At 58.6% G+C, this 25,880-nt stretch carries 27 protein-coding genes; 13 read left to right on the top strand and 14 right to left on the bottom strand.

The genetic code is table 11. The features are described 5' to 3' along the window. The first annotated feature begins 26 nt into the window (after nt 1-26). The 5 genes from CHN51_RS08825 to CHN51_RS08850 all read left to right on the top strand — a co-directional run bounded on the left by CHN51_RS08825 (nt 27) and on the right by CHN51_RS08850 (nt 4,456). Nucleotides 27-419, top strand: a complete 393-nt coding sequence (locus CHN51_RS08825; protein ID WP_100093685.1) for a hypothetical protein — start codon at nt 27-29, stop codon at nt 417-419. Beyond that, nucleotides 420-1,400: a phage tail protein gene (locus CHN51_RS08830; RefSeq protein ID WP_100093686.1), complete on the top strand. Its 981-nt coding sequence runs from the start codon at nt 420-422 to the stop codon at nt 1,398-1,400. After that, nucleotides 1,401-2,645: a hypothetical protein gene (locus tag CHN51_RS19715; protein ID WP_164089063.1), complete on the top strand. Its 1,245-nt coding sequence runs from the start codon at nt 1,401-1,403 to the stop codon at nt 2,643-2,645. It begins immediately after the preceding gene. A 46-nt stretch (nt 2,646-2,691) separates the two neighbouring features. Continuing rightward, on the top strand, nt 2,692-3,141 hold the full coding sequence (locus CHN51_RS19720) for a DUF2793 domain-containing protein (RefSeq protein ID WP_164089065.1): 450 nt from the start codon (nt 2,692-2,694) through the stop codon (nt 3,139-3,141). 190 nt (nt 3,142-3,331) lie between these two features. Beyond that, entirely contained in the window at nt 3,332-4,456 is a 1,125-nt protein-coding gene (locus CHN51_RS08850; RefSeq protein ID WP_206170040.1) for an OmpA family protein, read from the top strand. Nucleotides 4,457-4,769: 313 nt separating this feature from the next. Here CHN51_RS08850 and purQ read toward each other — a convergent pair whose 3' ends face one another. From purQ to CHN51_RS08875, 6 genes are all read right to left on the bottom strand, one after another. Further along, nucleotides 4,770-5,426: a phosphoribosylformylglycinamidine synthase subunit PurQ gene (purQ, locus tag CHN51_RS08855; protein ID WP_100093691.1), complete on the bottom strand. Its 657-nt coding sequence runs from the start codon at nt 5,424-5,426 to the stop codon at nt 4,770-4,772. Further along, the gene (purS, locus tag CHN51_RS08860; protein WP_100093692.1) at nt 5,426-5,680 is read right to left on the bottom strand and encodes a phosphoribosylformylglycinamidine synthase subunit PurS; all 255 of its coding nucleotides are present in this window, start codon (nt 5,678-5,680) and stop codon (nt 5,426-5,428) included. The genes purQ and purS overlap by 1 nt, the downstream gene beginning before the upstream one ends. A 118-nt stretch (nt 5,681-5,798) precedes the next feature. Then, nucleotides 5,799-7,217, bottom strand: a complete 1,419-nt coding sequence (locus CHN51_RS08865; RefSeq protein WP_164089067.1) for a surface lipoprotein assembly modifier — start codon at nt 7,215-7,217, stop codon at nt 5,799-5,801. Between the two features lie 8 nt (nt 7,218-7,225). Continuing rightward, on the bottom strand, nt 7,226-8,479 hold the full coding sequence (locus CHN51_RS19725) for a transferrin-binding protein-like solute binding protein (protein WP_164089069.1): 1,254 nt from the start codon (nt 8,477-8,479) through the stop codon (nt 7,226-7,228). 142 nt (nt 8,480-8,621) lie between these two features. After that, complete coding sequence (gene purC, locus CHN51_RS08870) at nt 8,622-9,398, bottom strand: phosphoribosylaminoimidazolesuccinocarboxamide synthase (protein WP_100093694.1); 777 nt, start codon at nt 9,396-9,398, stop codon at nt 8,622-8,624. A gap of 122 nt (nt 9,399-9,520) precedes the next feature. Further along, nucleotides 9,521-10,435 (bottom strand): DUF4349 domain-containing protein, encoded by a 915-nt coding sequence (locus CHN51_RS08875; protein ID WP_100093695.1) that lies wholly within the window; start codon nt 10,433-10,435, stop codon nt 9,521-9,523. Between the two features lie 226 nt (nt 10,436-10,661). Between CHN51_RS08875 and parC the strand changes: the two genes are divergently transcribed. Further along, the gene (gene parC / locus CHN51_RS08880) at nt 10,662-12,935 is read left to right on the top strand and encodes a DNA topoisomerase IV subunit A (RefSeq protein WP_100093696.1); all 2,274 of its coding nucleotides are present in this window, start codon (nt 10,662-10,664) and stop codon (nt 12,933-12,935) included. A 268-nt stretch (nt 12,936-13,203) separates the two neighbouring features. Next, complete coding sequence (locus CHN51_RS19730; protein ID WP_164089071.1) at nt 13,204-13,377, top strand: hypothetical protein; 174 nt, start codon at nt 13,204-13,206, stop codon at nt 13,375-13,377. Between the two features lie 17 nt (nt 13,378-13,394). On the opposite strand, the gene CHN51_RS08885 is transcribed toward CHN51_RS19730, so the two are convergent. After that, nucleotides 13,395-13,718, bottom strand: a complete 324-nt coding sequence (locus CHN51_RS08885; protein WP_123906285.1) for a hypothetical protein — start codon at nt 13,716-13,718, stop codon at nt 13,395-13,397. Nucleotides 13,719-14,026: 308 nt separating this feature from the next. Here CHN51_RS08885 and CHN51_RS08890 point away from each other — a divergent pair, with 308 nt between their 5' ends. From CHN51_RS08890 to CHN51_RS08905, 4 genes are all read left to right on the top strand, one after another. After that, nucleotides 14,027-14,611, top strand: coding sequence for a TetR/AcrR family transcriptional regulator (locus tag CHN51_RS08890; protein WP_164089074.1), 585 nt, complete (start codon nt 14,027-14,029; stop codon nt 14,609-14,611). A 114-nt stretch (nt 14,612-14,725) separates the two neighbouring features. Further along, nucleotides 14,726-15,019 (top strand): DUF4212 domain-containing protein, encoded by a 294-nt coding sequence (locus tag CHN51_RS08895; protein WP_100095497.1) that lies wholly within the window; start codon nt 14,726-14,728, stop codon nt 15,017-15,019. Between the two features lie 9 nt (nt 15,020-15,028). Continuing rightward, nucleotides 15,029-16,783, top strand: coding sequence for a sodium:solute symporter family protein (locus CHN51_RS08900; protein ID WP_100093699.1), 1,755 nt, complete (start codon nt 15,029-15,031; stop codon nt 16,781-16,783). A 139-nt stretch (nt 16,784-16,922) separates the two neighbouring features. Beyond that, entirely contained in the window at nt 16,923-17,441 is a 519-nt protein-coding gene (locus CHN51_RS08905; RefSeq protein WP_123906286.1) for a zinc ribbon domain-containing protein, read from the top strand. 84 nt (nt 17,442-17,525) lie between these two features. Here CHN51_RS08905 and CHN51_RS08910 read toward each other — a convergent pair whose 3' ends face one another. Next, the gene (locus tag CHN51_RS08910) at nt 17,526-17,705 is read right to left on the bottom strand and encodes a hypothetical protein (protein ID WP_100093701.1); all 180 of its coding nucleotides are present in this window, start codon (nt 17,703-17,705) and stop codon (nt 17,526-17,528) included. 145 nt (nt 17,706-17,850) lie between these two features. Here CHN51_RS08910 and CHN51_RS08915 point away from each other — a divergent pair, with 145 nt between their 5' ends. Further along, nucleotides 17,851-18,528 (top strand): nitroreductase, encoded by a 678-nt coding sequence (locus CHN51_RS08915; RefSeq protein WP_100093702.1) that lies wholly within the window; start codon nt 17,851-17,853, stop codon nt 18,526-18,528. Between the two features lie 177 nt (nt 18,529-18,705). On the opposite strand, the gene acs is transcribed toward CHN51_RS08915, so the two are convergent. The 5 genes from acs to CHN51_RS08940 form a co-directional block, all read right to left on the bottom strand. After that, nucleotides 18,706-20,661, bottom strand: coding sequence for an acetate--CoA ligase (gene acs / locus CHN51_RS08920; protein ID WP_100093703.1), 1,956 nt, complete (start codon nt 20,659-20,661; stop codon nt 18,706-18,708). An 83-nt stretch (nt 20,662-20,744) separates the two neighbouring features. Then, nucleotides 20,745-21,971 carry a CCA tRNA nucleotidyltransferase gene (locus tag CHN51_RS08925; protein ID WP_100093704.1) on the bottom strand — a complete coding sequence of 409 codons (1,227 nt, stop codon included), beginning with the start codon at nt 21,969-21,971 and terminating at the stop codon, nt 20,745-20,747. Next, complete coding sequence (locus tag CHN51_RS08930; RefSeq protein WP_100093705.1) at nt 21,968-22,561, bottom strand: CoA pyrophosphatase; 594 nt, start codon at nt 22,559-22,561, stop codon at nt 21,968-21,970. The genes CHN51_RS08925 and CHN51_RS08930 overlap by 4 nt, the downstream gene beginning before the upstream one ends. Further along, nucleotides 22,558-23,118: a DUF1285 domain-containing protein gene (locus CHN51_RS08935; protein ID WP_100093706.1), complete on the bottom strand. Its 561-nt coding sequence runs from the start codon at nt 23,116-23,118 to the stop codon at nt 22,558-22,560. Before CHN51_RS08935 ends, CHN51_RS08930 begins: the two co-directional genes overlap by 4 nt. 47 nt (nt 23,119-23,165) lie before the next feature. Further along, nucleotides 23,166-23,678: an N-acetyltransferase gene (locus tag CHN51_RS08940; RefSeq protein ID WP_100093707.1), complete on the bottom strand. Its 513-nt coding sequence runs from the start codon at nt 23,676-23,678 to the stop codon at nt 23,166-23,168. A 130-nt stretch (nt 23,679-23,808) separates the two neighbouring features. Between CHN51_RS08940 and CHN51_RS08945 the strand changes: the two genes are divergently transcribed. After that, nucleotides 23,809-24,675 (top strand): DUF1499 domain-containing protein, encoded by an 867-nt coding sequence (locus CHN51_RS08945; protein ID WP_100093708.1) that lies wholly within the window; start codon nt 23,809-23,811, stop codon nt 24,673-24,675. 17 nt (nt 24,676-24,692) lie between these two features. Here the strand turns inward: CHN51_RS08945 and CHN51_RS08950 are convergent, their stop codons facing one another. Beyond that, entirely contained in the window at nt 24,693-25,859 is a 1,167-nt protein-coding gene (locus CHN51_RS08950) for a PQQ-dependent sugar dehydrogenase (protein WP_100093709.1), read from the bottom strand. Nucleotides 25,860-25,880: the final 21 nt, after the last annotated feature.

Raw genomic sequence — 25,880 nt, forward strand, 5'->3', positions numbered from 1 at the left:
CATCCCCCGGAAAAGGAAAACGAAAAATGGCGGACAAGGCTATGGCCCTTTGCGGTGCGCGCTTCTGCCTGCACGGTCGCGACGAGGAAACCGGGCTGGATTGCATCGGCCTTGCGCAGAAATGCCTGCTGGCTGGCGACTTTGAATGCGATGCGCCCAACGGCTATTCGATCCGCGGCGGGTCAGAACAGTCGATCAGCGCCTTCATGGCAGAGACCGGATTTACCCGCTTTGCGCCGGAATCGGAGCTGTGCGAAGGCGATATTATTCTGGTCAGGCCCAGTCCTGTCCAATGGCATTTCCTGATCCGCGCTGGCGACGGCTTTGTCCACGCCCATGCCGGTCTCGGCAAGGTCGTGTTCTGCCCCGGCGAAGCGCCCTGGCCGATTGTCGCGATATTCAGGCTGACGGAGGATTGAATGGCGACACTGGTTTTGAGCGCCGTGGGCACCGCATTTGGTGGGCCTATCGGCGGCGCCATCGGGGCTATCATCGGACAGCAGGTCGATCAGAATATCCTGTTCAAACCGACAGGCCGCGAGGGACCGCGGCTGCAGGAACTGGCCGTCCAGACATCAAGCTACGGGTCCCAGGTCCCCCGTATATTCGGCAGGATGCGGGTTGCCGGAACGGTGATATGGGCGACCGATCTGAAGGAAACGCGATCCCGCGAGGGTGGCGGCAAGGGACGCCCGAGCACCACGATCTACAGCTATTCCGCCTGTTTCGCGGTTGCTTTGTCGAGCCGCCCGATCAAGGCAATCGGCCGGATATGGGCGGACGGGAAAATATTTCGTGGCGCCGCCGGAGATTTCAAGACGGAAACCGGCTTTGCCTTTCATCCGGGTGGCGAGGACCAGTCCGTCGATGGCCTGATGGCCGGTGCGGAAGCGGGCGGCGGGACGCCCGCCTATCGCGGCCTGGCGCTGGCCGTTTTCGAAGACATGGACCTGACCGAATATGGCAACCGGATCCCCTCGCTAACCTTCGAAGTGATCGGCGATGACGGTTCGGTCGCGATTGCCGATATCATCGCGGATATTTCGGGACAGCGGATTGCCCTGTCATCCGCTGACAGGTTAACAGGTTTTGCGGCTGGCGGCGAAGACCGGCAGACTGCGTTGCGAGCGCTCACCGATTCCATCGCGCTCTCCTTTTCATCGGACCCGGACGCGATCGACCGGATAGCCGCGTCGCCGCGCGCTCCTGCGAACGATGAACCGGCTGTGATGGTTCACGCTGACTTTCTCAGTGCGACCGGGACGCAGGAAATTGCGCTACCCGCCCAGCGGACCGCCGCCATTTCCGCGACGCCGAGGCAATTGTCGCAGCGCTATTATGATCCGGCTCGGGATTATCAGTCTGGAATCCAGACCGCATTCCGAGGAGGTGCCGGCTGAATGGCGCTCGTACGGGACTTCCCCGCGGCGATATCGGCAGATCAGGCGAAGAAACTTGCCACGATCGGATTGTGGTCGGAATATGCCGAACGCTCGATCCTGCAGGTTTCCTTGCCCCTGAGCAGCTGCTTGTACCGTCCCGCCATGCTGGTGGAAATCGCTGGTTTCACGGGCTTGTGGCGGGTCCGGGAATGCGAGATTGGTTCAGGCAGCGCGCAGCTCTCGCTGATACGGATGCGCGCGGACAAGGCTCTGCTGAATGTCGAATCCGACCAGGGCCGGATCATCTCGGATCCGGATCTCCGCGCCGGCCTGACTCGACTGATCCTCGTCGATTTGCCCTTCGCCCTCGTTGCGCCCACCGCCGTTTCGGACTCAGCCAAACTTTATGCCGCGGCGGCCGGTGAGCCCGGATGGCGGAACGCACAGCTCTTTGCCTCCGGACCGGAGGATGCGTCCGGCGAATATGTCGGCCAGATTCCCGCAGCAACGGTTCTGGGCACCACGGTCGGGACGCTCGCTACCGCAAACCCGTCCCTGATCGACCAGATCAACCAGATCGAAGTGGCCTTGCACAATCCGCAGATGAATCTGGTCCAGGCGGACGATGGTCGGTTGCTCGCTGGACACAACATCGCCCTCATCGGGCGGGAGATCATCCAGTTCGCGGTGGCCATTCCGCTAGGAGATGGGCGTTTTCGCCTATCCCGGCTGATCCGCGGGCTGGGCGGGACAGAAGCTGAAATTGCCACACATGGTGCCGGCGAGGATTTTGTCCTGCTCGACGGCGGGTCGATGTTGGAAATCGGTCCTGCTTTTTATGCGCCGTTTACTCCCGCAATCTTTCACGCTGTGGGACGCGATGATCCGGCACCCGTCTCGGCGATGCTCGACTCACCCGGGCGGGCCCTGCTTCCCTGGTCTCCCGTCCATCCGGAATGGCAATTTCTCGATGGCGGCGATCTTCAGATCCGCTGGACCCGCCGGTCCCGTGCAGGGACAATCTGGTCCGATCATGTGGATGTGCCGCTGGCCGAGGAGGTCGAGCAATATCGGATTGAACTGGCAGCCGACGGTGGATCGGCAGCGAGCGTTTCCCTGGAAACGCCGGAGGAGCAGGCTATCCTTTCCGCCTCCCAGATTGCGCCATTCATTAGCGGGAACAGCACGAATATTGACGTCAGAATTTTCCAGATCGGTGCCTCTGGCCGGTCTGTCGCGCTGGCCTTTGCAATCCCCCTGTGACTCCGCCGGTTTTCGCCTTCAACCATTAGCTGAAAAGAGATTTATCATGGCAATATTGGAAACCGCTCGGTTTGAAATTCCGCTGCTGGCAGCAGGGCAGGCGCACAAGGAACTGTTCCACAACGAGGCGCTGACCCGAATCGACTTTCTGATCCACCCGACCGTGCAGGGGATCGAGAGCGATCCGTCAAATATCGAGCCGCTGCCGGGGCAGTCATGGCTTGTCGCGCCGGGCGCCACGAATGAGTGGCAGGGGCATGACGATCATATTGCCGGCTGGACGGGAAACGGCTGGGCCTTTATCGCACCGCTGGCGATGATGCGGGTCTATATCGAGCCAGCGGCAAGCTTCGCAGTGTATCGCGGTTCCTGGCAACCGGCCGAGGCCATTGCAAATCCGGCAGCGGGCAGCGTGGTTGACAGCGAGGCACGCCAGGCTATCGATTCGATTTTGGCGGCTCTTGTCGCGCAGGGGATTCTGCTGTCCGGCCTGTAAAAGCGACTCTCCAGAGCCACAGACAAGCGGAATTTCGCTATGCCACCGAGATTATGGCCGATTTTTTGGGTTAAATATTGAAAATGGCGACATTTTCGCAACAGTTATGCAATTTGGTCGCTTGCACTGGCAAGATCAAGCGGGTAGAAAGCGGCGTGAATTTAGAACCTAATTGAGAAGGGGAATATAAATGCGGAAGCTTGCCTTAGGAATGGCGCTTGCCTCCACAGCGCTCGCAACACCTGCCCTGGCCCGTGACGGCCAGTGGTATGTCGGTGTCGAGGGCGGTGCGATGATTGTCGAAGACGTTGATCTTGATATTGATGGTATCGAAAATACCGCCAGCATCGATCATGACACAGGATATGATTTTGACGGAATAGTCGGTTATGATTTCGGATCATTCCGCCTCGAAGCTGAAGTCGGTTACAAGCAGGCTAGCGCCGGCGACATTGTTGGTGAAAGTCAGGTTCTCGGCGGCGCGCTTATTCCTGGTCTCGGGAATGGTGGAAATACAGGCTATTTCTTCCCAACAAACGGCGATGTCAACGCGCTCAGCTTCATGCTGAACGGCCTGGTTGACTTCGGTGCTGATGACGGCCTTCAGGGTTTTGTTGGCGGCGGCGTTGGTGTTGCTCGTACAGAACTCACCAACATCATCGCTTCTCCATGGCTTGACGATTCCGATACCGGTTTCGCATGGCAGGCTCTCGCCGGTGTTCGCGCTCCGATCAGCGACAGCTGGGACGTTGGTCTGAAATATCGTTATTTCAACACAACCGGTGTTGATCTGGTCGACTCGCTTGGTCGCGATGTCTCTACCGATGTTTCGAGCCACTCGATCCTCGGTAGCCTGATCTACAACTTTGGCGGCGAACCAGCGGCACCACCGCCACCACCGCCTCCACCACCACCGCCACCTCCACCGCCACCACCGCCACCACCGCCACCACCACCGGCAGTATGTGCACCTGGCCCTTACATTGTGTTCTTTGACTGGGATCAGTCGGATATCACTCCGGAAGCGGCTTCGGTTCTCGACAATGCGGTTACCGCATATGGCGATTGTGGTTCGGCTCAGGTCATGCTGGCTGGTCACGCTGACAAATCTGGTTCTGCCAGCTACAACGTCGGTCTGTCCCAGCGTCGCAACGCGGCTGTTCGTGCGTATCTTGAATCGCGCGGCATCGGTAGCGGCGTTATCTCGAGCGAAGCCTTCGGTGAATCGCGTCCTCGCGTTGAAACCGCAGACGGCGTCCGTGAGCCTCAGAACCGTCGTGTTGAAGTTATGTACGGACCTGGTTCCGGTAACTAATAGCAACATTGCTACCTATTTCGGAAAGGGCTGGTCTTCGGACCGGCCCTTTTTCGTTTCCGCTTTGGCGATATGCGGGGGCGGAGAGCCGTTTCACACAATCGCTTACCCGCGCGTCGGATCAGACCCGTCCTGGGCTGTTTCGGGTTGAGAATATCGGGGCTTGCGGTGCCCGTACCGCCTCCGGCAAAGCCGGGCCGATCCAATATCGGCAATGTGAAACTATGGATCGCTCTGTAAGGCGATCAGTTCCACGATCTGCGGTGTTTTCTATTCGGAGCCGTTAGCGATCCGATCGAAACCTTGCCGGGAACTAGCGGAGCAGGCTTTCGAACAGGGCCAGCCCGTCGGTGCCGCCATGTTTCGGGTCAATTGCCCGTTCCGGATGTGGCATCATGCCCAATACGTTGCCGGCATCGTTGATGATGCCCGCAATATTGCGCGACGATCCGTTGATGTCGTCGCGATAGCGGAACACCACCTGATTCTGGTTTTCCAGCCGGTCCAGCGTTTCATCATCGGCAAAGAAATTGCCGTCATGATGGGCCACAGGAATTGAGATAGCCGCGTTTGTGTCATAGCCCGACGTGAAAATCGTATCGTTGTTGGTCACATCCAGTTCGGCATCCTTGCAGACGAAATGGATATTGCTGTTGCGCATCAGTGCGCCCGGCAGCAGCCCCGTTTCTGTCAGGATCTGGAACCCGTTGCACACGCCCAGAATCTTCACGCCACGAGCGGCGGCTTCGATCACCGGCTTAATGATGTTGGATCGTGAAGCCATGGCCCCCGATCGCAGGTAATCGCCATAGGAAAAGCCACCGGGAACCGCGATGACATCAAGTCCCGACGGCAGCTCGCTGTCGCCATGCCAGACCATGTGGGGCTTTTGTCCCGAAACGGTTTCCAGCGCGACGGCCATGTCGCGGTCGCAGTTCGAGCCGGGAAAGACGATCACTGCGGATTGCATCAGGAAACGGTCTCCAGTGCCGAATCCGGCATCTCGATATCATAATTTTCGATCACGGTGTTGGCGAGCAGCTTGTCGCACATTTTCTCGATTTCTTCGCGGCGGACGGACGGATCAAGGTCGAGTTCGATCAGCTTGCCGGCACGAACATCGTTTACGCCGGAAAAATCCAGGCTTTCCAGCGCATGGTGGATGGCCTTGCCCTGAGGGTCCAATACGCCCTGTTTCAGCGTAACAAAAATTCTGACTTTCATCCTGCGCCCTCGCGTTTTGCCGTCGTCAACAACACCATGCTATAGCGCCAAGATTAGCCGGGGCAAGAGTTAGAAGGACAATTGGAAAGGACGAATGCCGGATTGCGCCATTATCGCGTCAGAAATAGCGGGCAAATTTGAAATTCACGCGATGACGGCTCATTTCATACAGATCGTAATTGCTGTCCACCCGCGAATATACATAGTCGACGGAGGGTGAGAAGCCGAGAAACTTGATTTTGCGGCTGCCCATATAGGCGCGGGCGAATCCGCGCCAGTCCTGCCTTTTCTCGGTGGAATAGAGCAGCAAGGGGGCATCAAATGCCGACCGGCTGACGCTGGCGGCCACCCCGGCGTTCAACCCCAGCGGCAATTCTCCACCCAGCCCCAGATTGACCCCGTAGTTGAAGCTGGAAAAGCCTTCGGCGTTGAGCAGATCACGACGGGCAAAAACGCTGGCTGAAGCAATCAGTGCCTTGCCGACGAGATGTTCGTAGGTGGCATTCGCGCCAAGCTGCCAGCCACTGTAGGAATCGCTGGTCTGGGATTCGGTGCGCCGAACGTCCAGTTCGACTCCCAGTCTCTGTCCTTCGCTGAGCGCCTGTTGATATCCGACACGTCCGCCATATTCCCGCGTCGCGAGCCTTCCGCCGTACCAGCGATGCAGACCGACCGCCTGAAGCGAGATGCTGCTGTAGCGGGCAATCCGCAGTTCCGGACCTGCGGCAACCTGAACCACGATATCGTCAGCTTCCTTGCCCTTGTAGTTTACAATCTTGCTGTCAGCGTCGAACAACAGCGCCATCCGGTCGCTGGTCTTGATCCGAATGCCACCGGAAAAGCCGGCGGTCTGGCCGATTCCCGAACGTTCGCGCGCATTTTCGTCAAGCTGCAGCGGCAATTTGATCGGGCCGAAGTTGATGTCGATGGACTCTGCATCCGTGGCGCCGTTGATATTGGTATCCGGCGCGAAGCCGAAATCGAAACTGAAGCGCCATATCCTCTGATCGCGCAAAATGCTGCGCGTGTTGCGAATGGTCCTGGCGATCTCGTCCGGGAGATTCTCGTCATTTTGTGCAAGGCGGAAATGATAGTCGGCGCTGGCTTCCTTGCCGGTCAGCAAATAGGCTCTCGCCAGTTCCAGCCGGACCCGCGTCTGTCCCGGATTTTCATCCAGTATCGACCGGAACTTCCGGATCGCGCCTTTGATGTCACCCGTCTCGATGGCGATATAGCCGGCGAGAAAGCGTTGCTGCATCTGCAACTCGGGCACCTGTCCCAAAGCGTCGACCAGAGGCAGTGCCGCCTGATAATTTTTCTGCTGGATCAGGGCTTCCGCCTGCGCAAGAAGCTGTTGCGGTGTCACGCGCAGATTGCACTGGCCGGCGCTGTTGCAGCCCGGCTCGAAATTCGAAGCAATCTCGGCAGCGCCATCGGCCAGCATTGCCATAGGTGTCGCTGCCCGAGCCTGGCCCAGTCCTGCAATTGCCACGCAGGAGAGCGCTGCGGTTTTTACCAGAGTGGCGGAATTACGCATCCCTGCCTCTAGGGCTGCTTGCCGACAAAGGTTCCCAGAATGTCGATCCGTTCGTCCGGCGTGCCGCCAACGATACGATAACCACCCCCCAGCTCCTCGGCATCCGGACCGTAGAAGGCACCGTTGATGCTGGACCCGGCGATCACGAGATCCAGTCTCGAGCTGTCCGGATTGACGAACCATGCCTCGTTGAACTGGCCGAAGAAACCGCCTGCGGAGACCAGGTTGATGTCGCCGCCGCCATTGGCAAAAAATCGTGCGCCCTCGAGCACGCTATGCTGTCCGCTGGTGCCGTCAAATGTGGGGGCGCCGACTGAACCGTCCAGCGACAGCGAAAAGGTATTCGCTCCGAAATTGACACTCGTCGATGCGTTGCCCGCGATCCATTGCATGTAGGTGTCGCGGTTGCCCGTGATGTCTGGCTGGTCGTTGAAGACCATCGTGGCCAACATCGTGCCGTCAAAGGTGCCGGTGCCCGATGTGGGCACATTGTCATTGGATGTTATTTGTCCATAGGCAAAGGCACCTCGTTCAAGCGTGCTGACCTGCGTGGTCAGGCCGGTGTCGCCGTCATAGGAGACGGAAGCCTTGTTCCGGAGATAACCGGCAAAAGTGACATATTGCGTGTCGGTGCCGGGAAGCTGATAGAAGAAGGTCGTCGCGTCGTAGCTGCCGGCCTGCTCCCTATCGATCAGATCGAACAGGAATTCCGCGGACGCGCCGGTCAATACTCCTGCCTGAACCACATTGTTCGACGCGCCGGATTCGAGATATTGAACTCCCGGGATGTTCCACAGATTAGAGCCGAGATTCGGTGTGCCGACCTGGGGTTCGACGGCGCCTCCGAAATCCGTGCGATGCAATGGATCCTGAAAGCGGCTGGCGCCGGATGTTCCGGCCAGACCGTTGGTAAAGCTGACGTTGAAGATCGCGTCCCGTGGATCATAGGCGATGGTCAGACTCGAATTGCGAACCGTTGTGGCATCACCCTGATATAATTGGCTGATCTGGGTGGTCTGACGCACCGTCCGTTGCTGGCCATTGGCGCCCGGATCCAGCACGGTCGACTGATAGCTGTGTGACGAGCCGACAGCGGTGTAGGTTTTGGCTTCGGTCGGATCGACAAATGTATGCTCGGTCCCGCTGCCGGATCCACTGCCCGTGCCGCCGGTTGGAGGCGCGCTGCTGCCAGCGGATTGGGGGCCGGCACCGCCGCAAGCGGCGAGCATCGTTGTACTGGCGAGCAAAATCAAAAGGCGCATCGGAATAATTCCTCACATGGGTTCCACATGAGGTCCGTGCTATCAGTTCAATGGTTAATTTGGCGTAAACCATCGCAGCTTTTGCTTGCCGTTCCCGGACATTCCAAGGCTTGTTGCAGTGCCCGGCGAAGTCGCGGCCAGCCTACTTTCCGCGCTTTTTCCGTTCGCTGTTGAGGTCGGTCACTTCGCTCCCGCCTTCCGGGAACAATCCGAGGCGCCGGGCAACTTCCTGATAAGCCTCGGCTTCTCCACCCAGATCGCGGCGGAAGCGATCCTTGTCGAGCTTCTCGTTTGTCTTGAGATCCCAGAGGCGGCAGCCGTCTGGACTGATTTCGTCAGCGAGAATGATCCGGGAAAAATCGCCTTCGAAAACCCGTCCGAACTCGAGCTTGAAATCGACCAGCTTGATGCCGATTCCCGCGAACATGCCAGCCATGAAGTCGTTGATCCGGATGGCCATGGCGGAAATATCCTGCATTTCCTCCTGACTGGCCCAGCCGAAGCAGGCGATATGTTCTTCGGCAACCAGCGGATCGCCAAGCGCGTCATCCTTGTAGCAATATTCCAGCAATGTGTGCGGCAGCGGTGTGCCTTCTTCGATTCCGAGGCGCTTGGAAAGGGAACCGGCAGCGACATTGCGGACGATCACTTCGATCGGGACAATCTCGACTTGTTTGACGAGCTGTTCGCGCATGTTGAGGCGGCGAATGAAGTGGCTGGGGATGCCGATATGGCCGAGCAATGTGAAAATATGCTCGCTGATCCGGTTGTTGATCACGCCCTTGCCGTTGATCGTGCCTTTTTTCTCGGCATTGAAAGCGGTGGCATCATCCTTGAAATACTGGATGATAGTGCCTGGCTCAGGACCTTCGTAAAGAATCTTGGCCTTACCTTCGTAAATCTGGCGACGACGGGACATTGCTGGGTTCCACTTCGCAAAGAGAGCGACAAAAAATCATGCCCCGGAGAACCGAATCGTGCGATTTCGATTGAACCGGGGCGTTGAACTCCATCTATATGCCAAAGTGAATGGCGGCGCAATCAATCGTCCGAGGATGCGGCGACTTCAATCCGACGCCCCCAGAATGTGCGGTCCGGTGCCTTGAATCTGCGACGCAGGTAAATCCCCAAGCACAAAACCAATATCCAGGGCAGGGTGACGGCAAGGAATGTGATCGCGGCACCGATCGAAGAACCGAGTGTCGAGGCGATACCGGCGAAAGCTTCTCGAATTGGCCTTGAGAAACCGCCAGAACCTGGCGCCGCGGACTGGTAGTTGATCACGATCTTGCTGAATGCCACGCGTCCGCGCATTTCCTTCAGCCAACCGCGGGCCTGATCGATTTCCTCATTGACCTGCGTAACCGCGCGCTCGGCTTCTACGAGTTCCGCCACGCTCCCTTTTTTGGTCCGCAGCAGTTCAGTCAGGCGCTGCGACAATAAACTCCGGCTTCGGAGACGTGCTTCCGTGTCGACAATCCGCTTGGAAAGATCTTCGCCGCTTATCGATGTCGCAATCTGGCTCCCGCCGTTGCTGTCGACCGCTTTGGCGAGCTGCTCGCCAAAGGCACGCGCTTGTGGCGCGGCAACTTCGATATTCAGCATGCCCGTGGCATAATCACCTTCTCCGCCACTATTGTCCATATTCAGGACGCGGCAGATTTCCGGGCCGCGTTTTTCGCACAATTCGACATGAGCCCGTTGAGTCTTTGCAATTTCCGAGGCTGGAAGGCGAAAGCCATATTGATAGCTATAGGCGATCTGAGGAACCGAAACCGGGATGTCGCCAGCCTCCGCGGTGCTGTTGGCGCTTTCCGAATCCCGAACAGGGGGCTCTTCGACAGAATATGCATCTGCCGATTCTTCCGCCATCTGCAGTTCGGCTCCGGATTCACTGCCGTTGCTGCATGCGGCTAAGGCGAAAGCCATCATGATGGCAAATAATGAAAAACGCATGGCTCTGGTTCCTCTTCCCGCGAATGACTCTGACGCTAATGTGATGCTGTGACATCGTCAACGATGTGTCCTGGGTTGTGAAAGCTCATCTACAGGGTAATCATGGGCCTCATCCCGGCTAATGCGTGCGCAGGGCCTTGAAGTTGGTCGGTGGAAACCGCGTCTCACACTGCCGGGACCAATTTCCCACTACCAAGCATGAATCCACCCTGCTATCGCTCATCCCATGAGTGATGTAACCGAAGCCCCGCCCGAAGAACCCGAAGATGAATTTGATGCGATAGTCGAAGCGCCCTTTGATGCGGCGCTTTCCGAACGCTATCTGATTTACGCGATGTCGACGATTACCGCGCGGTCGCTGCCGGATTTGCGCGACGGGCTGAAGCCCGTGCATCGCCGTCTCCTGTGGGCGATGCGGCTGCTCAAGCTCGATCCGTCGCAAGGCTACAAGAAATGCGCCCGTGTGGTCGGCGATGTGATCGGTAAATATCACCCGCATGGCGACCAGTCGGTCTATGATGCGATGGTCCGTCTCGCCCAGACTTTCTCCCTGCGCTATCCGCTGGTCGACGGGCAGGGGAATTTCGGCAATATCGATGGCGATAATGCTGCCGCCTATCGCTATACCGAGGCCCGGCTGACCCGCACGGCGATCGAGCTGATGCACGGTCTGGACGAGAATGCCGCTGATCTGAAGCCGACCTATAATGGCGAGGATGAAGAGCCCGAGGTCATGCCCGGCCTGTTCCCGAACCTGCTGGCCAATGGCGCGAGCGGGATCGCCGTGGGTATGGCGACCAGTATTCCTTCGCACAATGTCCACGAGATTATCGACGCCGCAACCTTGCTGATCGATAGTCCCAAGGCCGAACATGCCGAGATCATGGCGATCATCAAGGGGCCGGATCTGGCGACCGGCGGCACTTTGGTCGATCCCAAATCGGTGATCGACGCGGCCTATGAAAGCGGACGCGGTGCGATGCGGGTGCGCTGCAAGTGGGAGAAGGAAGACGCCGAGGGGCGCGGAGCGTGGCAGATCGTCGTCACCGAAATTCCCTATCAGGTGCAAAAGGGCAAGCTGATCGAGCAGATCGCCCAGATCATTGCCGACAAGAAACTGCCGATCCTCGCTGATATCCGGGATGAATCCGATGAACAGGTTCGGATTGTTCTCGAACCCAAAAACCGCGCGGTCGATCCCGAGGACCTGATGAACGCGCTGTTCCGCATGTCGGATCTGGAAAACCGCTTCTCGCTCAACATGAATGTGCTCGACAAGGACCGGGTGCCCAAGGTGATGGGCATCAGCGAAGTTTTGAGGCACTGGATTGTCCACCAGATTGAAGTGCTGGTGCGCCGTTCGCAGCACCGGCTCGACAAGATCGATGCCCGGCTCGAACTGCTCGAAGGCTATATCATCGCCTATCTCAATCTCGACCGCGTGATCGAGATTATCCGCAATCATGACGACCCCAAGCCGATGCTGATGGACGAGTTCAAGCTGACCGACCGTCAGGCCGAGGCGATCCTCAACATGCGGCTGCGCTCGTTGCGCAAGCTCGAGGAGATGGAATTGCGGACCGAGCGCGACAAGCTGCTCGAGGAACGGGAAGGGCTGGAAAAGCTGATCGACAGCCCGGCGCGGCAGAAGACACGGCTGAAGAAGGATCTCGCGGAGCTGCGCAAGCTCTATGCCGAGGATACCGAACTTGGCGCGCGGCGGACGATGTTGATCGAAGCGGCACCCGCACGGGAAATCTCTCTTGAAGCCTTTATCGAGAAGGAGCCGGTCACCGTGATCATGTCGCAGCGCGGCTGGATCAAGGCAATGAAAGGCCATGCGGACCTTTCCACGCCGGACAGTTTCAAGTTCAAGGAAGGCGACGGCCCGAAATATGCCTTCCACGCGCAGACCACTGACAAGCTGCTGATGTGCTGCGACAACGGGCGTTTCTATACGATCGGGGCGGACAAGCTTCCCGGCGCGCGCGGATTTGGCGAACCGGTCGGATCTATGGTCGACCTGGAACCTGGCGCCGAACCGATTGCGCTAATGGTCGCCGACATGAAGGGCAAGCTGCTGCTCGCCTCGACCTGGGGGCGTGGTTTCGTCGCCAATATCGCCGATGTGGTCGCCGAGACCAAGAAGGGCCGGCAGGTCGCCAATCTCAAGGGGGACGCACGTTTGCTCGTGGTTCGACAGGTGCCGGAAAATGCCGACCATGTCGCGGCGATCGGCGAAAACCGCAAACTGGTCGTCTTCTCGCTTTCCGAAATGCCGGAAATGGCAAGGGGGCAGGGCGTCATGCTGCAGCGCTACAAGGACGGCGGGCTGTCCGACGCGATTTTGTTCAGACTGGAAGAAGGGCTGAGCTGGACCATGGGCGGTGAAAGCGGCCGGACGCGCACGGAAAATGATCTGACCATGTGGCGGGTCGCGCGCGGGGCGGCGGGCCGGTTGCCACCGACGGGATTCCCGAAGAGCGGGAAATTTGATTGAGGCCATCGTCTCTCCGGGAGCAGACCACGGGATCGGTGGAAGAGCTGTGAGGTCAGGCATGAACTGTAAATAGTTGTATTTTACACCATAATATGGCTATTTACATTCAATTGGAATTCAGCTTGATTCCGGCAAGCGATAACTGGCTCGAATCTGACCCGGCTCCGGTCGTGCATGGGAAATGGTTGACTTGGTGGAGCAAAAGGATGCAAACGGTGCCGGTCTGATTTTGGTTCCACAAGAATAGCAGGAAAAATTGTTTAAAACGATGAGCAGTGACACCGAAGCCTTGCGGGAATGGATCGACCAGCTCGAACAGATTCTGTCGCAACTGGACACCATTCAGGCGAGCATAGCTGCCATCCATGTGGATATAGCGATCGGGGAACTCTGCCAGCTTGCGGATATTGAACGGACCAACGGGTCGATCAAGGCAGCATAGCAATTGGAATGATGTCGTCAGATACTGACGAATTGTTGACCGATTTTCTGTAATATATCGCGGGACAGGGCATTGCCCGCTGCAGTCGGTCTTAGGGGCGCCTGGTTCTTGTCCCCGCCACCGGCATATTTTTCGACCAGCCCGCTATCGATCATATAGTCGATATATCGTGACAGGATCGACGTCTTTACATCAAGTCTGGACGCAAGATCCAGCGCGGTGGCCGGCGTTCCAGCATCGGTCGAAACGATCAGGTCCAGCAGGATGTGCCAGGAGATGTCATCGATATAAAGCTTGCTGTCGCGCAATTGATCCACAGCGATGGCGCGACTTTTTAGCAAGAACGCAGCGGTCCTCGCCGGATCAATATTGTAGCCCCGGTCTGTCCCGATATTGGCAGCCGGTGCTTTGACTTGTGTGCGTGCGTGATCAGTTGGTTTGCCAGAACGGGCATTATTTGAAATTATATCTTTGTACTCACGCATATTTACTCCTGTCACCTACTCGACTTGCGAGCGCGTATCGACCGATCGGTTGGTAGTCAATCAAGAATAGGGGTTTATCGTTAATATTAATGCTCGATATGCTTAAAATTTATGACAGGCACAGTATATTTTACATCGCAGGATCCTGCTGTTATGGGCGCCCGATGAGTACCAGATTGGCGATCATGGACATTGCTGCCGAGGCGGTCCGCAGACGGGGATATAACGGCGTCAGTCTGGACCAGATTGCGCGTGATGTCGGTATCCAGAAGTCGAGCATATATTATCATTTTTCGTCGAAATCGGAGTTGATAGCCGCAATATTCCGGCGTTTCTCCGGTCAGATATTCTCGTTTCTGGAAGAGACGGGCCAGGAGCGCCGTGCGGGTGATCGTCTAATGGCCTATATTGTCGAAACCGGCACCTTCGTCGAAGAAGGCGAGTCGATCTGCATGTCGATTGCGCTGAATATTGACCGCGACAGACTGCACAGTGAAATCGTCGATGATCTGCTTAGCTTTCATGAAGCCAATATCGCGTGGCTAACCGAGACGTTCGAACTGGGCCTCAAGGATGGCAGCATAGCCTCTATAGGCGATCCTGTCGAAGAAGCGAACGCCTGCCTTGCGCTCGTCGATGGCGCGCAACTGATGGCGCGTGCCCATCAGGATTCGAAATTATACGATCAGGCCACCTTGCTGCTGCGTTCGAGAATTTCTCCATCCGTCCCGGATGACGCCGCGCGCTAGGCGAGCGCGAGACGCTGCCGCTGTCTCCCTGTAGCGGGGGGCTCCGAAAACCTGTTTGCGCAATCCTGCCCGACCTCCTAGTTTGGGCGGTAACGAAAAATGGGGGAGGCCAGCATGTCCGATAACAGTCCGGAAAAGTCCGTTGGCGACGGGGCTACCAGCGATGTGGAAAAGGTCTATTGGTCACAGAATATCCGGTTACTCGCGACGTTGATGACGATCTGGTTCGTCGTTTCTTTCGGCGCGGGCATCCTCTTTCGCGACTTTCTCGATCAATTTGCCATTGGCGGTTATCCGCTCGGCTTCTGGTTCGCGCAGCAGGGCGCGATCTATTTCTTCATCCTGCTGATCATCTTTTACAGCGTGCGGATGAAGCAGATCGAGCGCCAATATGATCTCGATGATTGAGCGCGGCTGATGCAAACCCAGACACTCATTTATATTTTCGTTGGCCTGTCCTTTGCGCTCTATATCGGGATCGCGATCGCGTCGCGGGCCGGTTCGACGAAGGAATTCTATGTCGCCGGCGGCGGGGTCAATCCGGTGGTCAACGGCATGGCGACAGCAGCCGACTGGATGTCGGCAGCGAGTTTCATCTCGATGGCCGGGATCATTGCCTTTTCCGGCTATGACGGCTCGGTCTATCTGATGGGCTGGACCGGCGGCTATGTCATGCTGGCGCTTTTGCTCGCGCCCTATTTGCGGAAATTCGGCCAGTTTACGGTGCCGGACTTTATCGGCACGCGCTACTATTCGAAAGCGGCCCGGGTGGTGGCGGTGATCTGTCTGATCTTTATCAGCTTCACCTATATCGCCGGGCAGATGCGCGGGGTTGGCATCGTCTTCTCCCGCTTTCTCGATGTACCGATCACACTCGGCGTTATCATCGGCATGGCGATTGTCTTTGTCTATGCCGTGCTCGGCGGGATGAAGGGCATTACCTATACGCAGGTCGCGCAATATTGCGTGTTGATCTTTGCCTATATGGTCCCGGCTTTTTTCATCAGCTTCCTGATCACCGGCAATCCGGTGCCGCAATTGGGGCTGGGATCGACGGTCAATGACGGGTCGGGACTCTATGTATTGCAGAAACTTGATCTGGTGCTGCAGGACATGGGCTTTGCCGCCTATACCGACGGCAGCAAGTCGATGATCGACGTTTTCTGCATCACCGCTGCCCTGATGATCGGAACCGCTGGCCTGCCGCATGTGATCGTCCGCTTCTTCACCGTGCCCAAGGCGTCGGACGCGCGCAAGTCGGCGGGCTGGGCTCTGGTTTTCATTGCCCTTCTCTATACCACAGCACCAGCGGTGGGCGCCTTTGCCCGGCTCAACTTCATCGATAGCGTGCAGGATACCGATTATGCTGAGGCACCGGCATGGTTCAAAAATTGGGAGAGCAACGACCTGATCGCCTGGCGCGACAAAAATGGCGACGGCAAGATGCAGCTGGGCAAGGGCGATCCTTTTCAGGGCGCGCCGCAGTTCACGACAAGCACCGGACCCAGTGGTGAACGTGTTGTAGAAAATGCAGCGGCGAACGATAATCCGAACGAGGTCTATGTTGACCGCGATATCATGGTGCTGGCCAATCCGGAAATCGCCAATCTGCCAGGCTGGGTGATCGCGCTGGTCGCCGCCGGCGGTCTGGCGGCGGCGTTGTCGACGGCGGCGGGGCTGCTACTGGTGATCAGTTCGTCAATCAGTCACGATCTTCTGAAAAGCACCTTCCGACCGCAGATTACCGAGAAGGGCGAGCTGCTCGCAGCCCGGCTGGCCGCTACCGCAGCGATCGTTGTGGCCGGCTATCTCGGCATCTATCCGCCCGGATGGGTCGCGCAGGTGGTTGCTTTCGCCTTTGGTCTGGCCGCCGCCTCGCTATTTCCGGCGATCTTCATGGGGATTTTTTCCAAACGGATGAACCGCGAGGGCGCGATTGCCGGAATGGTAACGGGGCTGAGCTTCACCTTCCTCTATATCGGCTGGTTCAAGCTCTGGTCGCCGGAAAGCAATGTCACGGCGAACTGGCTGTTCGGAATCTCGCCCGAGGGTATTGGCGTGATCGGAATGCTGCTGAATTTCGCGGTGGCGATTGCGGTCGCGCGGTTTACAAGCGCGCCGCCGAAGGAGATCGGCTGGCTGGTCGACAAGATCCGGGTGCCGCGGGGCTAGTGTTGTTGCCCGCTGCAAATGTTCCCGCAGGTGCCCGGTAGTCGATAGGCAGGTTTGGGGGAACCCGGAGGAAGCGGCTTGTGGAAAGGGGCAAATTTTGTGATAAGCCAGCCCAAGGGGCGCTATACGGGGGTAATCGATGGTCTGCACATCTTGCGGCACTGAAGTTCAAGCGGCAGATAGCTATTGCGCCAATTGTGGCGCAGCGTTGCAAGCCGACACGGAAGCCGGACCGTCAGGGAAAAGCGACAAAGCCCGCGGACCGGGGCTTGCGTCGGGTGGCCTGATCCTGATCCGTTCGATATTCACGATGCCGATCAAGACCGCAAACCTGGCAGCGCACGAACTCCGCAAGATCGCGAAAACGGGTGCAATCGATTCCGATCGAGACTTTCCGCACCTGTTCTGGTGCAAGGCGATGCTGCCGGTCGTCGCAACCTTCCTGTCGGCGCTGGTATTGCTCGGCACGCTTGGACTGGCTGTCGCCCAAGCAGGAATCGCAGGTTTTTTCATCGGCATTTTTGCCGCAATCTTCGCCGCAATAGCAGCCGACTGGTTCATCATGATTGTCGGAGAATATCTGATGATAAAAGTCGTCAGCGCTCGCTATTACTTGCAGCATATCGAGGATTATGAAGGGGAAACTGAGCGGCACTGATCGCTCCAATGCCGTTTTTGACTGATTGGTTTGAATCAGTCCGGCATTCCCGTTGCTGTCGAGCCAGTGGTTTGCAGCGGCGTTTTACCGCTTCTTGGCGATTTTCAGCTTGTCCAGCTTGGACCGGGTCCGGATCGATTCTTCGCTGCGGGTCAGCGCCTTGGATATGGCCTTGAGCGTCATGCCCTTTTTGGCAAAGGCGTGCAGCTTCTGCACTTCTTCGCTGGTCCAGGGCTGTTTGTGGCGTTCGAAACGGTCTTTCATGACGTGGGGCTTAGCAGATAATGGGGATCATGCACTCTATTAGCACACTGGCCGTCGTTTGCGGTCAAGCCGCTGACAACAGCGGGCTTTGCACAGCGCCATTTGTCCGCTAGCCAGCAGCCCATATTTATACACGGAGACTTCCATGCAGTTTGACGACGTAATCCTTGGCCGGCGCAGTATACGCGGCTACAAGCCGGACCCTGTTCCGCAGGAACTCATCGAGGAAATATTGGGACTGGCGATGCGCGCCCCCTCTTCGATGAACACGCAGCCCTATAATTTTTACGTCATAACCGGCGAGCCGCTGGAGAAAATCCGCGCCGGCAACACCGAGCGGATGCTGGCCGGGGTGCCGCAGTCGCGCGAATTCAGGACCGGAGAGGCCTTTGCAGGCGCGCATCGCGAGCGGCAGATCGGTGTGGCGAAACAGCTTTTCTCGGCGATGGGGATCGAGCGCGACGACAAGGAAGCGCGGCAGGACTGGGTGATGCGGGGATTCCGCCAGTTTGATGCGCCGGTGTGTGTGATCATTACCTATGACAAGGTGCTCGACGGCAGCGACGATACGCCTTTTGATTGCGGCGCAGTGGCGACGGCGCTGGTCAACGCGGCCTGGTCGCGGGGGCTGGGCACGGTGATCAACAGCCAGGGCATCATGCAGTCGCCGGTGGTCCGCGAACATGCCGGCATTGCCGATGACCAGGTGATCATGAAAAGTATTGCACTCGGCTGGCCGGACGAGAGCTTTCCTGCCAATGCCGTGGTGTCGGAGCGGAAGCCGGTGGATGAGGCTGCCGTGTTTGTGGGGTTCGACGGCTAGGGGACTCCGCGTGCCCCTGCGAAGGCAGGGGCACATCTCCCGCACGCGCCAAGCGGGACCAACGTGAGATGGATAGCTGCCTTCGCAGGCACACGTGTGCTCCGCACTTGATGCGGAGCCCTGCGCCACCAGCAGCCATCCTTGCCGCCAGAGCTCCGCATCGAGTGCGGAGCACGGTTATTTATTCAGTCGTCCCTCGACCAGCGCATCGACCACGCTCGGATCGGCGAGCGTCGACGTATCGCCCAGCGCACCATGTTCATTCTCGGCAATCTTGCGCAGGATACGCCGCATGATCTTGCCGCTGCGTGTTTTTGGCAGGGCCGCGGTCAGATGCAGATGGTCGGGTGTGGCAATCGGACCGATTTCCTTCCGCACATGGAGCCGCAGTTCGGCAACCAGCTCATCAGATGAAGGCTCGCCCGCATTGAGCGTGACATAGCAATAGATGCCCTGTCCCTTGATATCATGGGGATAGCCCACGACCGCCGCCTCGGCGACTTTGGGATGGGAAACCAAAGCCGACTCGACTTCCGCCGTGCCCATGCGGTGGCCCGAGACATTGATCACATCATCAACCCGGCCAGTGATCCAGTAATAGTCATCGCCGTCCCGCTTGCAGCCGTCACCGGTGAAATATTTGCCTTTATAGGTGCTGAAATAGGTCTGGATGAACCGCTCATGGTCGCCGTAGACGCTGCGCGCCTGGCCCGGCCAGCTGCCGATCAGGCAGAGATTTCCGTCGGTCGCGCCTTCCAGTATCTTGCCTTCACCATCGACCAGCTGCGGCTGGACGCCGAAAAACGGCTTTCCAGCGCTGCCCGGTTTCATGCCGTGGGCGCCGGGCAGGGTGGTGATCATGATGCCGCCGGTTTCGGTCTGCCACCAGGTATCGACGATCGGGGACTTGCCTTCGCCGACCACGTCATAATACCAGCGCCAGGCTTCCGGATTGATCGGCTCGCCGACGGTGCCGAGCAGGCGGATCGAGGAGCGGTCATGGGCCTTCACCGGTCCGTCGCCTTCGCGCATCAGGGCGCGGATCGCGGTCGGCGCGGTGTAGAAGATATTCACCTTGTGCTTTTCGACCACTTCCCAGAAGCGACCATGGTCGGGATAGTTGGGAATGCCCTCGAACATGATCTCGGTGGCGCCGTTGATCAGCGGCCCGTAGACGATATAGCTGTGGCCCGTAACCCAGCCGATATCGGCCGAGCACCAGAAGACCTCGCCCGGCTGATAGTCGAATGCATAGTGGAAAGTGGTCGCCACCCAGACCGCGTAGCCACCGGTGGTGTGCAAGACGCCTTTGGGTTTGCCGGTCGAGCCGGACGTATAGAGGATGAAGAGGGGGTCTTCGGCGTTCATCGGCTCGCAGGGGCAATCCGCGGGGACGGCGGCCGAGATTCCATGATACCAGTGATCACGCCCTTCGGTCATGGCGACATCGCTATCCGTATGATTGATCACCAATACGGCATCGACCGACACTTTTTCCAGCGCCGCATCGACATTGGCCTTCAGCGGCACCGGCTTGCCGCCGCGCAATCCACCGTCCGCGCAAATCACGAACTTGCTGTCGCAATCCTCGATCCGTCCGGCCAGCGCGTCGGGAGAGAAACCACCGAAAACCACGCTGTGAATAGCGCCGATACGGGCGCAGGCGAGCATGGCGATCGCGCCTTCGGGGATCATCGGCATATAGATAGTGACCCGGTCGCCTTTCTGGACGCCGAGATTTTTCAGGCTGTTGGCCATTTTGATGACTTCTGCCTGCAATTCGGCATAGCTGATCGCGCGGCAGGGCGCCTTGGGGTCATCGGGTTCGAAAATCAGGGCGGTGACATCGCCCTTGCCGGCCGCGACATGGCGGTCGACCGCATTGTGGCAGATGTTCAAAATGCCGTCTTCATACCATTTTATCGAGACCGGATCGAAGGACCAGTTGGCTATCTTGCCGGGAGCTGTCTGCCAGTCGAGACGCTCTGCCTGGCGTGACCAGAAACTGTCGGGATCGCTGATGCTCTCCTGATAGAGCCGGTCATATTCGGCTGCCGTGCAATGGGTGGGCGCATCGCTGCGCGGAGAGGGGATCAACTCGACCAGGTCCTTGTTTTCTGCATTGTCCGTCATGGTTCGTCTCTCCTTATCGGCATCTGTTCTAGATAGTTTTTTCCGCCGCAAATATCAATTTTGTCCCTGCCGGTTTTTCCGGTTCAGGGCAGGCGCGTCAAGGCCTGTTCCTTGATGAATTTCCGGATCCATGCTTCGTCTGGAAACCCCTGCGCGATCCAGGCTGTCTCGATTTTGGCGAGGGTTTTCGCAACGAGCGGTCCCGGCTTCAATCCTTGGGCGATCAGGTCGCCACCGGTCAGCGGAAAGACCGGCGGTTGCCACCCGTCGAGTGCATCCAGAAGTTTAGGCAAAGCGGTGTCGTCGGCGAACAGGAGTGCGGCATCGCGGGCGCTGTCCACACTGGTGCGATAAGCGAAGCCGCGAATATCGGCGAGACCCGTTTCGGGGCCACCGGCCTGGCCTCCTTGCGCGGCCAGAAGCCGTTCGCCGATCGCTCTCTGCTGTTTCTTCGACAGTTTCAGGCCCTTGGCAATATGGCTCGCCTTGTCCGCCTCCTTGGGCAGCAGCGCCACCAGCCGCCGGATCGCAAGGGGCTCGACATGATGCCGTTGCTCGCGCTCGACCAGACGATCGACCATGTCCCCGGCGTTTGAATCGAGGGGCTCGAAAATATGCCGGAAAATCCCGGCGTCCAGCATCTGGCTGACGGCAAATCGCGGGTCTCCGGTGGCGAGTAGTTTCAACAACTCGTCCGCCACCCGCTCGCGGGAAAGCGTCTCAAGCTTCGCTGCCGCAGCGGTGCAGGCTGCAAAGGCCTCGCTATCGACCTGATGCTGGCCGAAGCGCGCGAGAAAGCGGAAATAGCGCATGATCCGCAAATGGTCTTCCGCGATCCGTTCGGCGGCCGAACCGATGAAGCGGATGTGCAGATTTTCCAGATCGTCCAGACCGCCGAAATAGTCGAACACTTCCAGCGTGCCGGGATCGGCGGACAGGGCGTTGATCGTGAAATCCCGGCGCGCCGCATCCTCTTTCCAGTCATCGCTGAAGGCTACGGTTGCCCGCCGGCCATCGGTTGAGACATCGCGCCGCAGCGTGGTGATTTCGACGGGGCCATCGGGCAGCACGGCGGTGACAGTGCCATGGGCTATGCCGGTGGGAACGGTTTTAACGGACACGGCCGCAAGCCGTTCCATCACATCCTCCGGCAGCAGCGGGGTGGCGACATCGATATCCTTGACCGACAGGCCCAGCAACGTGTCGCGCACGGCGCCGCCGACAAAGCGCGCCTTGCCATCCAGCGCGGCGATCAATTCCGCGAGACCGGGCCTTTGTGTCCACTCTGCCGGCGGTATTGTCCTCGTCACCAGTCCAGCCTCTTTCCCAGATTGTTCAATATGCCCGCGGTAATCCCCCAGATACGATAATCCTTCCAGTAAATCTCGTAATAATGGCGCTTGCGTCCGTTCCATGTGCCTTCGTGCGTGGTCCGGTTCTTCGGGTCGAGCAGGAATTCGAGCGGGGCTTCGAACCAGCTTTCCACTTCGCCGGGGTCAGGGACGAAGGGGAGGTCCGGCGGAATAACGCTCAACACGGGCTGGATATTATAGCCGCTGCCGGACTGGAAACTGTCGGTCAGGCCGATGATATCGACATGGCTGCGGTCCAGTGCGACTTCTTCGTGCGCCTCCCGGAGCGCCGCGTCGATCGGATCGCGGTCGCCGGGATCGATCTTGCCGCCGGGAAAGGCAACTTGTCCGGGATGGTTGCGCATATGCTGCGGGCGCTGCACGAAGATCACGCCCGGATCGGGGCGGTCGGTCACTGCGATCAGCACCGCCGCGTCGCGCAGGATCTTCAGATCGTCGATATGGTCCCGCTCGTTGTAGAGAAGATGGTCGAGGTCATTTTCATGCCCCTTCACCAGCGCCTGTTCCAGCCGGTCGCGCAAGGTCATTTATCGGTCGCCATCGGGAAAAACACACCGGACGACCAGATGCCGAGCGGATCGGCATTCTCTTCCAGCGCCAGCTCTACCAGTTCGTAATAGACCGGCCGTGCCAGTACGGCTTCGAGTGCCCTTCGAACCTGCAGATAGGGTTGCGGCTTGTCGGCGCCAAAGCGTAGCGGATGGTCGGCACCGGCGACCACCAGATGGTCGGTGTTGAGGCGGAAGGCGAGCGTGCGGTCCTTGCCGCTGCCCTGGCTTTCCAGTTCGACGGCGACAAAGGGCGCATCCTCGACCTCGATGCTCAGCTTCTGATAGGGCGTGACCAGCGCATAGCTGCCATCCGTTTCGCGGCGGAGGATGGTGGAAAAGGCGCGCACCATGGCCGGGCGCTGGATCGGATCACCCTGATGATACCAACTACCATCTGCGGCGATCCGCATCTCGCTGTCGCCGCTCTCCTTCGGGTCCCACTGGTCAACGGGCGGCAGCTTCTGTGCTTCGGCCATTTCCGCGATTTCCGCGATGGAGAGCGAGGCCAGTTCGGGTGGGGGCGTATAGGGCATGCAAGGGGACTATTGCCCGCCGGCATTTCTGTAAAGGCTTAGACTGTTTATCTCGTCCAGGGACCGAGCGTGCCGGTCTTCGGCAAGGCCTGAGCTGCGCTGGTGCGTACGAGCAAGCGCGAGGGTTCCCACGGCCCCGGCAGCGTCCATCCCGCCGTTCCTTCGGCAGAAAATCCGAAGAAGCGCTCATAATATTCCGGGTCGCCGATCATCACCAGCGGCAGCGGGTCATTGGGCTGGATTTCCTGCAGCAGCGCCGTCATCATCGCACGGCCGATCCCTTCGCGCTGGAAATCCGGGTAAACCGCCACCGGGCCGACCATGATCATCGGGTGCTTCTTGCCCTCTTCATCAGTCAGGGCGATTGGCCAGCACTGGATCGAGCCGAGCAATTCATGCTGTTCCTGATCCACCGCGGCCAGCGACAGCCCCTCAAGCATATCCATGCCTTCGCGCAGCCGATAGGCGGTGCGGTCGTGTCGATCCATGCCGAAAGCGGCGTCAAGCAACGCTTCGACAAGTTGCGGATCGATTTCGGCAAGAGGAATGATGCTGGTCAAGTCGTTGGTCTCGTATAATCAGGAAAAGCGCGCGCTACTCCGCTTTGCGGCAAAAGTCGAGCCGTATAGGTTGCATTTGCATGATTGGATTGCGCCAGCTAAAAGATTGATCTGTTAAGGGAGTTTGCGCGTGTCGGACCAGAATGAGCCAGTAAAACCATCGAAGGGCGATACGCCCAGCGCCGCCGCGTCAGCAAAGCCGGCCAGGCTGGGCGCGCTGCGCCGGGATCCCAAGGGCTGGCTTATCCTTGTGCTCGGCCTCGGCGCTCCTCTGGCTTTCCTTATTGCTGCTGCTGGCGGCGGCTTTGGCCTCTGGGGCTGGCAGGCCGGTCTGGCTGCGATACCCTGGATCATATTGGTGGCCGTTCTCACGCTGATCCTCGCGATCATCTTCATCGTGCTGAACCGGCGCAAGGGGCGCAAGACCCGCTGGCCTCTGCTGGGGCTGGGAATGGTCGCGACGCTCGGCTTCCTCGTATTCTGGATTCCCTATGTAGTGGCGATTGCCACGCTGCCTGCCATTCATGACATTACCACCGATCTTGCCGATCCGCCGCAGTTTACCGCGCTGACGCTGCGCGATGACAATTGGGACAATATCCCGGGAGCGGATGACAGCGACATGCGCGGGATGAACCCGCGCCAGCGCTGGGCGACGGTGCATCAGGACGCCTATCCCGACATCCGGTCGGTCCGCATCGATCAGCCGGTCGCGGTGGTGATCGAAAAAGCCAAAAGGCTGGCCGAAGATCGCGGCTGGGAAATTGTCAGTGTCGATCCGGCCTCCGGCAATCTTGAAGCAACCGACACGATCTCGCTGTTCCGGTTCAAGGATGACATCGTCATTCGGGCCCGCTCGGCAGAAAACGGGGCGTCGAGCATTATCGACATGCGCTCGGTCAGCCGCGTCGGCGTGCATGACATTGGCGCAAACGCCAAACGCGTCCGCCGTTTTCTGAGCGATCTGTCCGGGACGACGACCGCCGCTTCGCAATAGTTATGCTGTAGTGGAGGCTATTTGGCCGGGGTGAGTTTCAGCAACTGGCCGCCTTCGCCGTCTTCCAGCACATAGATCGCGCCGTCGGGTCCCTGTTCCACTTCACGGATACGATTGCCCATCAGAAAGCGCTCGGCCTCCTTGGCGCTGTCGCCGTCGAAGCTGACACGGATCAGCGCCTGGCTGGCGAGACCACCGATGAAGGCGCTGCCCTTCCATGCCGGGAACAGATCGCCGGAATAGAAGATCAGCCCGCTGGGCGCGATCGTCGGCACCCAGGCAACTTTTGGAGCCTCGAATTCCGGGCGCGTGTCATGATTGGGGATTTTCCGCCCGTCATAATGATCGCCTTCCGAAACAATCGGATAGCCGTAATTGGCGGCCCGCTGCACAAGATTCAGCTCATCGCCGTCTTTCGGGCCCATTTCCTGATTCCACAGGCGCCCTTCGCTGTCGAAGGCGAGGCCGAGAATATTGCGATGGCCCAGAGACCAGATTTCCGGCAGCGCGCCGTCCTGGTCGACAAAGGGATTGTCCTTGGGGACGCTGCCATCGGGGTAGAGCCTGACAATCTTGCCGAGATTGGCTGTCATATCCTGCGCAGGGTCGAATTTCTGCCGGTCGCCGGAGCCAATGAAGAGATATTCGCCGTCGGGTGAAAAGGCGATGCGATGAGAATAATGCCCGTTCCCGGTCACCTTCGGCTTTTGCGTCCAGACGGTCTTGAGATTTTTCAACGCCGGTTTCTCGCCGGAGAGAACCAGCTTTGCGCGGGCAACCACTGCGCCTCTGGTGTCGTCTTCGCCTTCTTCGACCCAGCTCAGATAGACCATATTGCTGGTCGCGAAATCGGGCGCGAGCACAATATCGCCAAAGCCGCCCTGACCGCCATATGCGACCTCGGGAACACCGCTGATTTCGGTTTTCTTCCCTTCGGCATCAACCAGCTGCAGTTTTCCCGCTTTTTCGCTCACCAGCATCCGGCCATCTGGGAGAAAGGTCATCGCCCAGGGTTCGTCGAAGCTGGCAATTGCGGTGGTCTCGAAAGGCTTGCGATCCACCGGAGAAATATCGGCCAGCGCCTGCGTTTCTGTCGAAGCGCCACCATTCGCCTGTGCATTTTCTCCATTGGTGCAGGAAGCCATGAAGATTGCGATCGAAAGCGAAAGTCCAATATTTTTCATGAGTTTCCCGTGTTTTACCAT

This window comes from Sphingorhabdus sp. YGSMI21 (assembly GCF_002776575.1).
Lineage (GTDB): Bacteria > Pseudomonadota > Alphaproteobacteria > Sphingomonadales > Sphingomonadaceae > Parasphingorhabdus.

Excerpts from the sequence above, each read along its gene's own strand:
- CHN51_RS08825 (WP_100093685.1), top strand. The coding sequence starts at position 27 with ATGGCGGACAAGGCTATGGCCCTTTGCGGTGCGCGCTTCTGCCTGCAC.
- CHN51_RS08950 (WP_100093709.1), bottom strand. The coding sequence starts at position 25,859 with ATGAAAAATATTGGACTTTCGCTTTCGATCGCAATCTTCATGGCTTCC.
- CHN51_RS08935 (WP_100093706.1), bottom strand. The coding sequence starts at position 23,118 with ATGCCCTATACGCCCCCACCCGAACTGGCCTCGCTCTCCATCGCGGAA.
- purS (WP_100093692.1), bottom strand. The coding sequence starts at position 5,680 with ATGAAAGTCAGAATTTTTGTTACGCTGAAACAGGGCGTATTGGACCCT.
- CHN51_RS19720 (WP_164089065.1), top strand. The coding sequence starts at position 2,692 with ATGGCAATATTGGAAACCGCTCGGTTTGAAATTCCGCTGCTGGCAGCA.
- CHN51_RS08915 (WP_100093702.1), top strand. The coding sequence starts at position 17,851 with ATGCAGTTTGACGACGTAATCCTTGGCCGGCGCAGTATACGCGGCTAC.
- acs (WP_100093703.1), bottom strand. The coding sequence starts at position 20,661 with ATGACGGACAATGCAGAAAACAAGGACCTGGTCGAGTTGATCCCCTCT.
- CHN51_RS08900 (WP_100093699.1), top strand. The coding sequence starts at position 15,029 with ATGCAAACCCAGACACTCATTTATATTTTCGTTGGCCTGTCCTTTGCG.
- parC (WP_100093696.1), top strand. The coding sequence starts at position 10,662 with ATGAGTGATGTAACCGAAGCCCCGCCCGAAGAACCCGAAGATGAATTT.
- CHN51_RS08830 (WP_100093686.1), top strand. The coding sequence starts at position 420 with ATGGCGACACTGGTTTTGAGCGCCGTGGGCACCGCATTTGGTGGGCCT.
- purC (WP_100093694.1), bottom strand. The coding sequence starts at position 9,398 with ATGTCCCGTCGTCGCCAGATTTACGAAGGTAAGGCCAAGATTCTTTAC.
- CHN51_RS08850 (WP_206170040.1), top strand. The coding sequence starts at position 3,332 with ATGCGGAAGCTTGCCTTAGGAATGGCGCTTGCCTCCACAGCGCTCGCA.
- CHN51_RS08875 (WP_100093695.1), bottom strand. The coding sequence starts at position 10,435 with ATGCGTTTTTCATTATTTGCCATCATGATGGCTTTCGCCTTAGCCGCA.
- CHN51_RS08930 (WP_100093705.1), bottom strand. The coding sequence starts at position 22,561 with ATGACCTTGCGCGACCGGCTGGAACAGGCGCTGGTGAAGGGGCATGAA.
- CHN51_RS08890 (WP_164089074.1), top strand. The coding sequence starts at position 14,027 with ATGAGTACCAGATTGGCGATCATGGACATTGCTGCCGAGGCGGTCCGC.
- purQ (WP_100093691.1), bottom strand. The coding sequence starts at position 5,426 with ATGCAATCCGCAGTGATCGTCTTTCCCGGCTCGAACTGCGACCGCGAC.
- CHN51_RS08910 (WP_100093701.1), bottom strand. The coding sequence starts at position 17,705 with ATGAAAGACCGTTTCGAACGCCACAAACAGCCCTGGACCAGCGAAGAA.
- CHN51_RS08895 (WP_100095497.1), top strand. The coding sequence starts at position 14,726 with ATGTCCGATAACAGTCCGGAAAAGTCCGTTGGCGACGGGGCTACCAGC.
- CHN51_RS08905 (WP_123906286.1), top strand. The coding sequence starts at position 16,923 with ATGGTCTGCACATCTTGCGGCACTGAAGTTCAAGCGGCAGATAGCTAT.
- CHN51_RS19725 (WP_164089069.1), bottom strand. The coding sequence starts at position 8,479 with ATGCGCCTTTTGATTTTGCTCGCCAGTACAACGATGCTCGCCGCTTGC.
- CHN51_RS19715 (WP_164089063.1), top strand. The coding sequence starts at position 1,401 with ATGGCGCTCGTACGGGACTTCCCCGCGGCGATATCGGCAGATCAGGCG.
- CHN51_RS08865 (WP_164089067.1), bottom strand. The coding sequence starts at position 7,217 with ATGCGTAATTCCGCCACTCTGGTAAAAACCGCAGCGCTCTCCTGCGTG.
- CHN51_RS19730 (WP_164089071.1), top strand. The coding sequence starts at position 13,204 with ATGAGCAGTGACACCGAAGCCTTGCGGGAATGGATCGACCAGCTCGAA.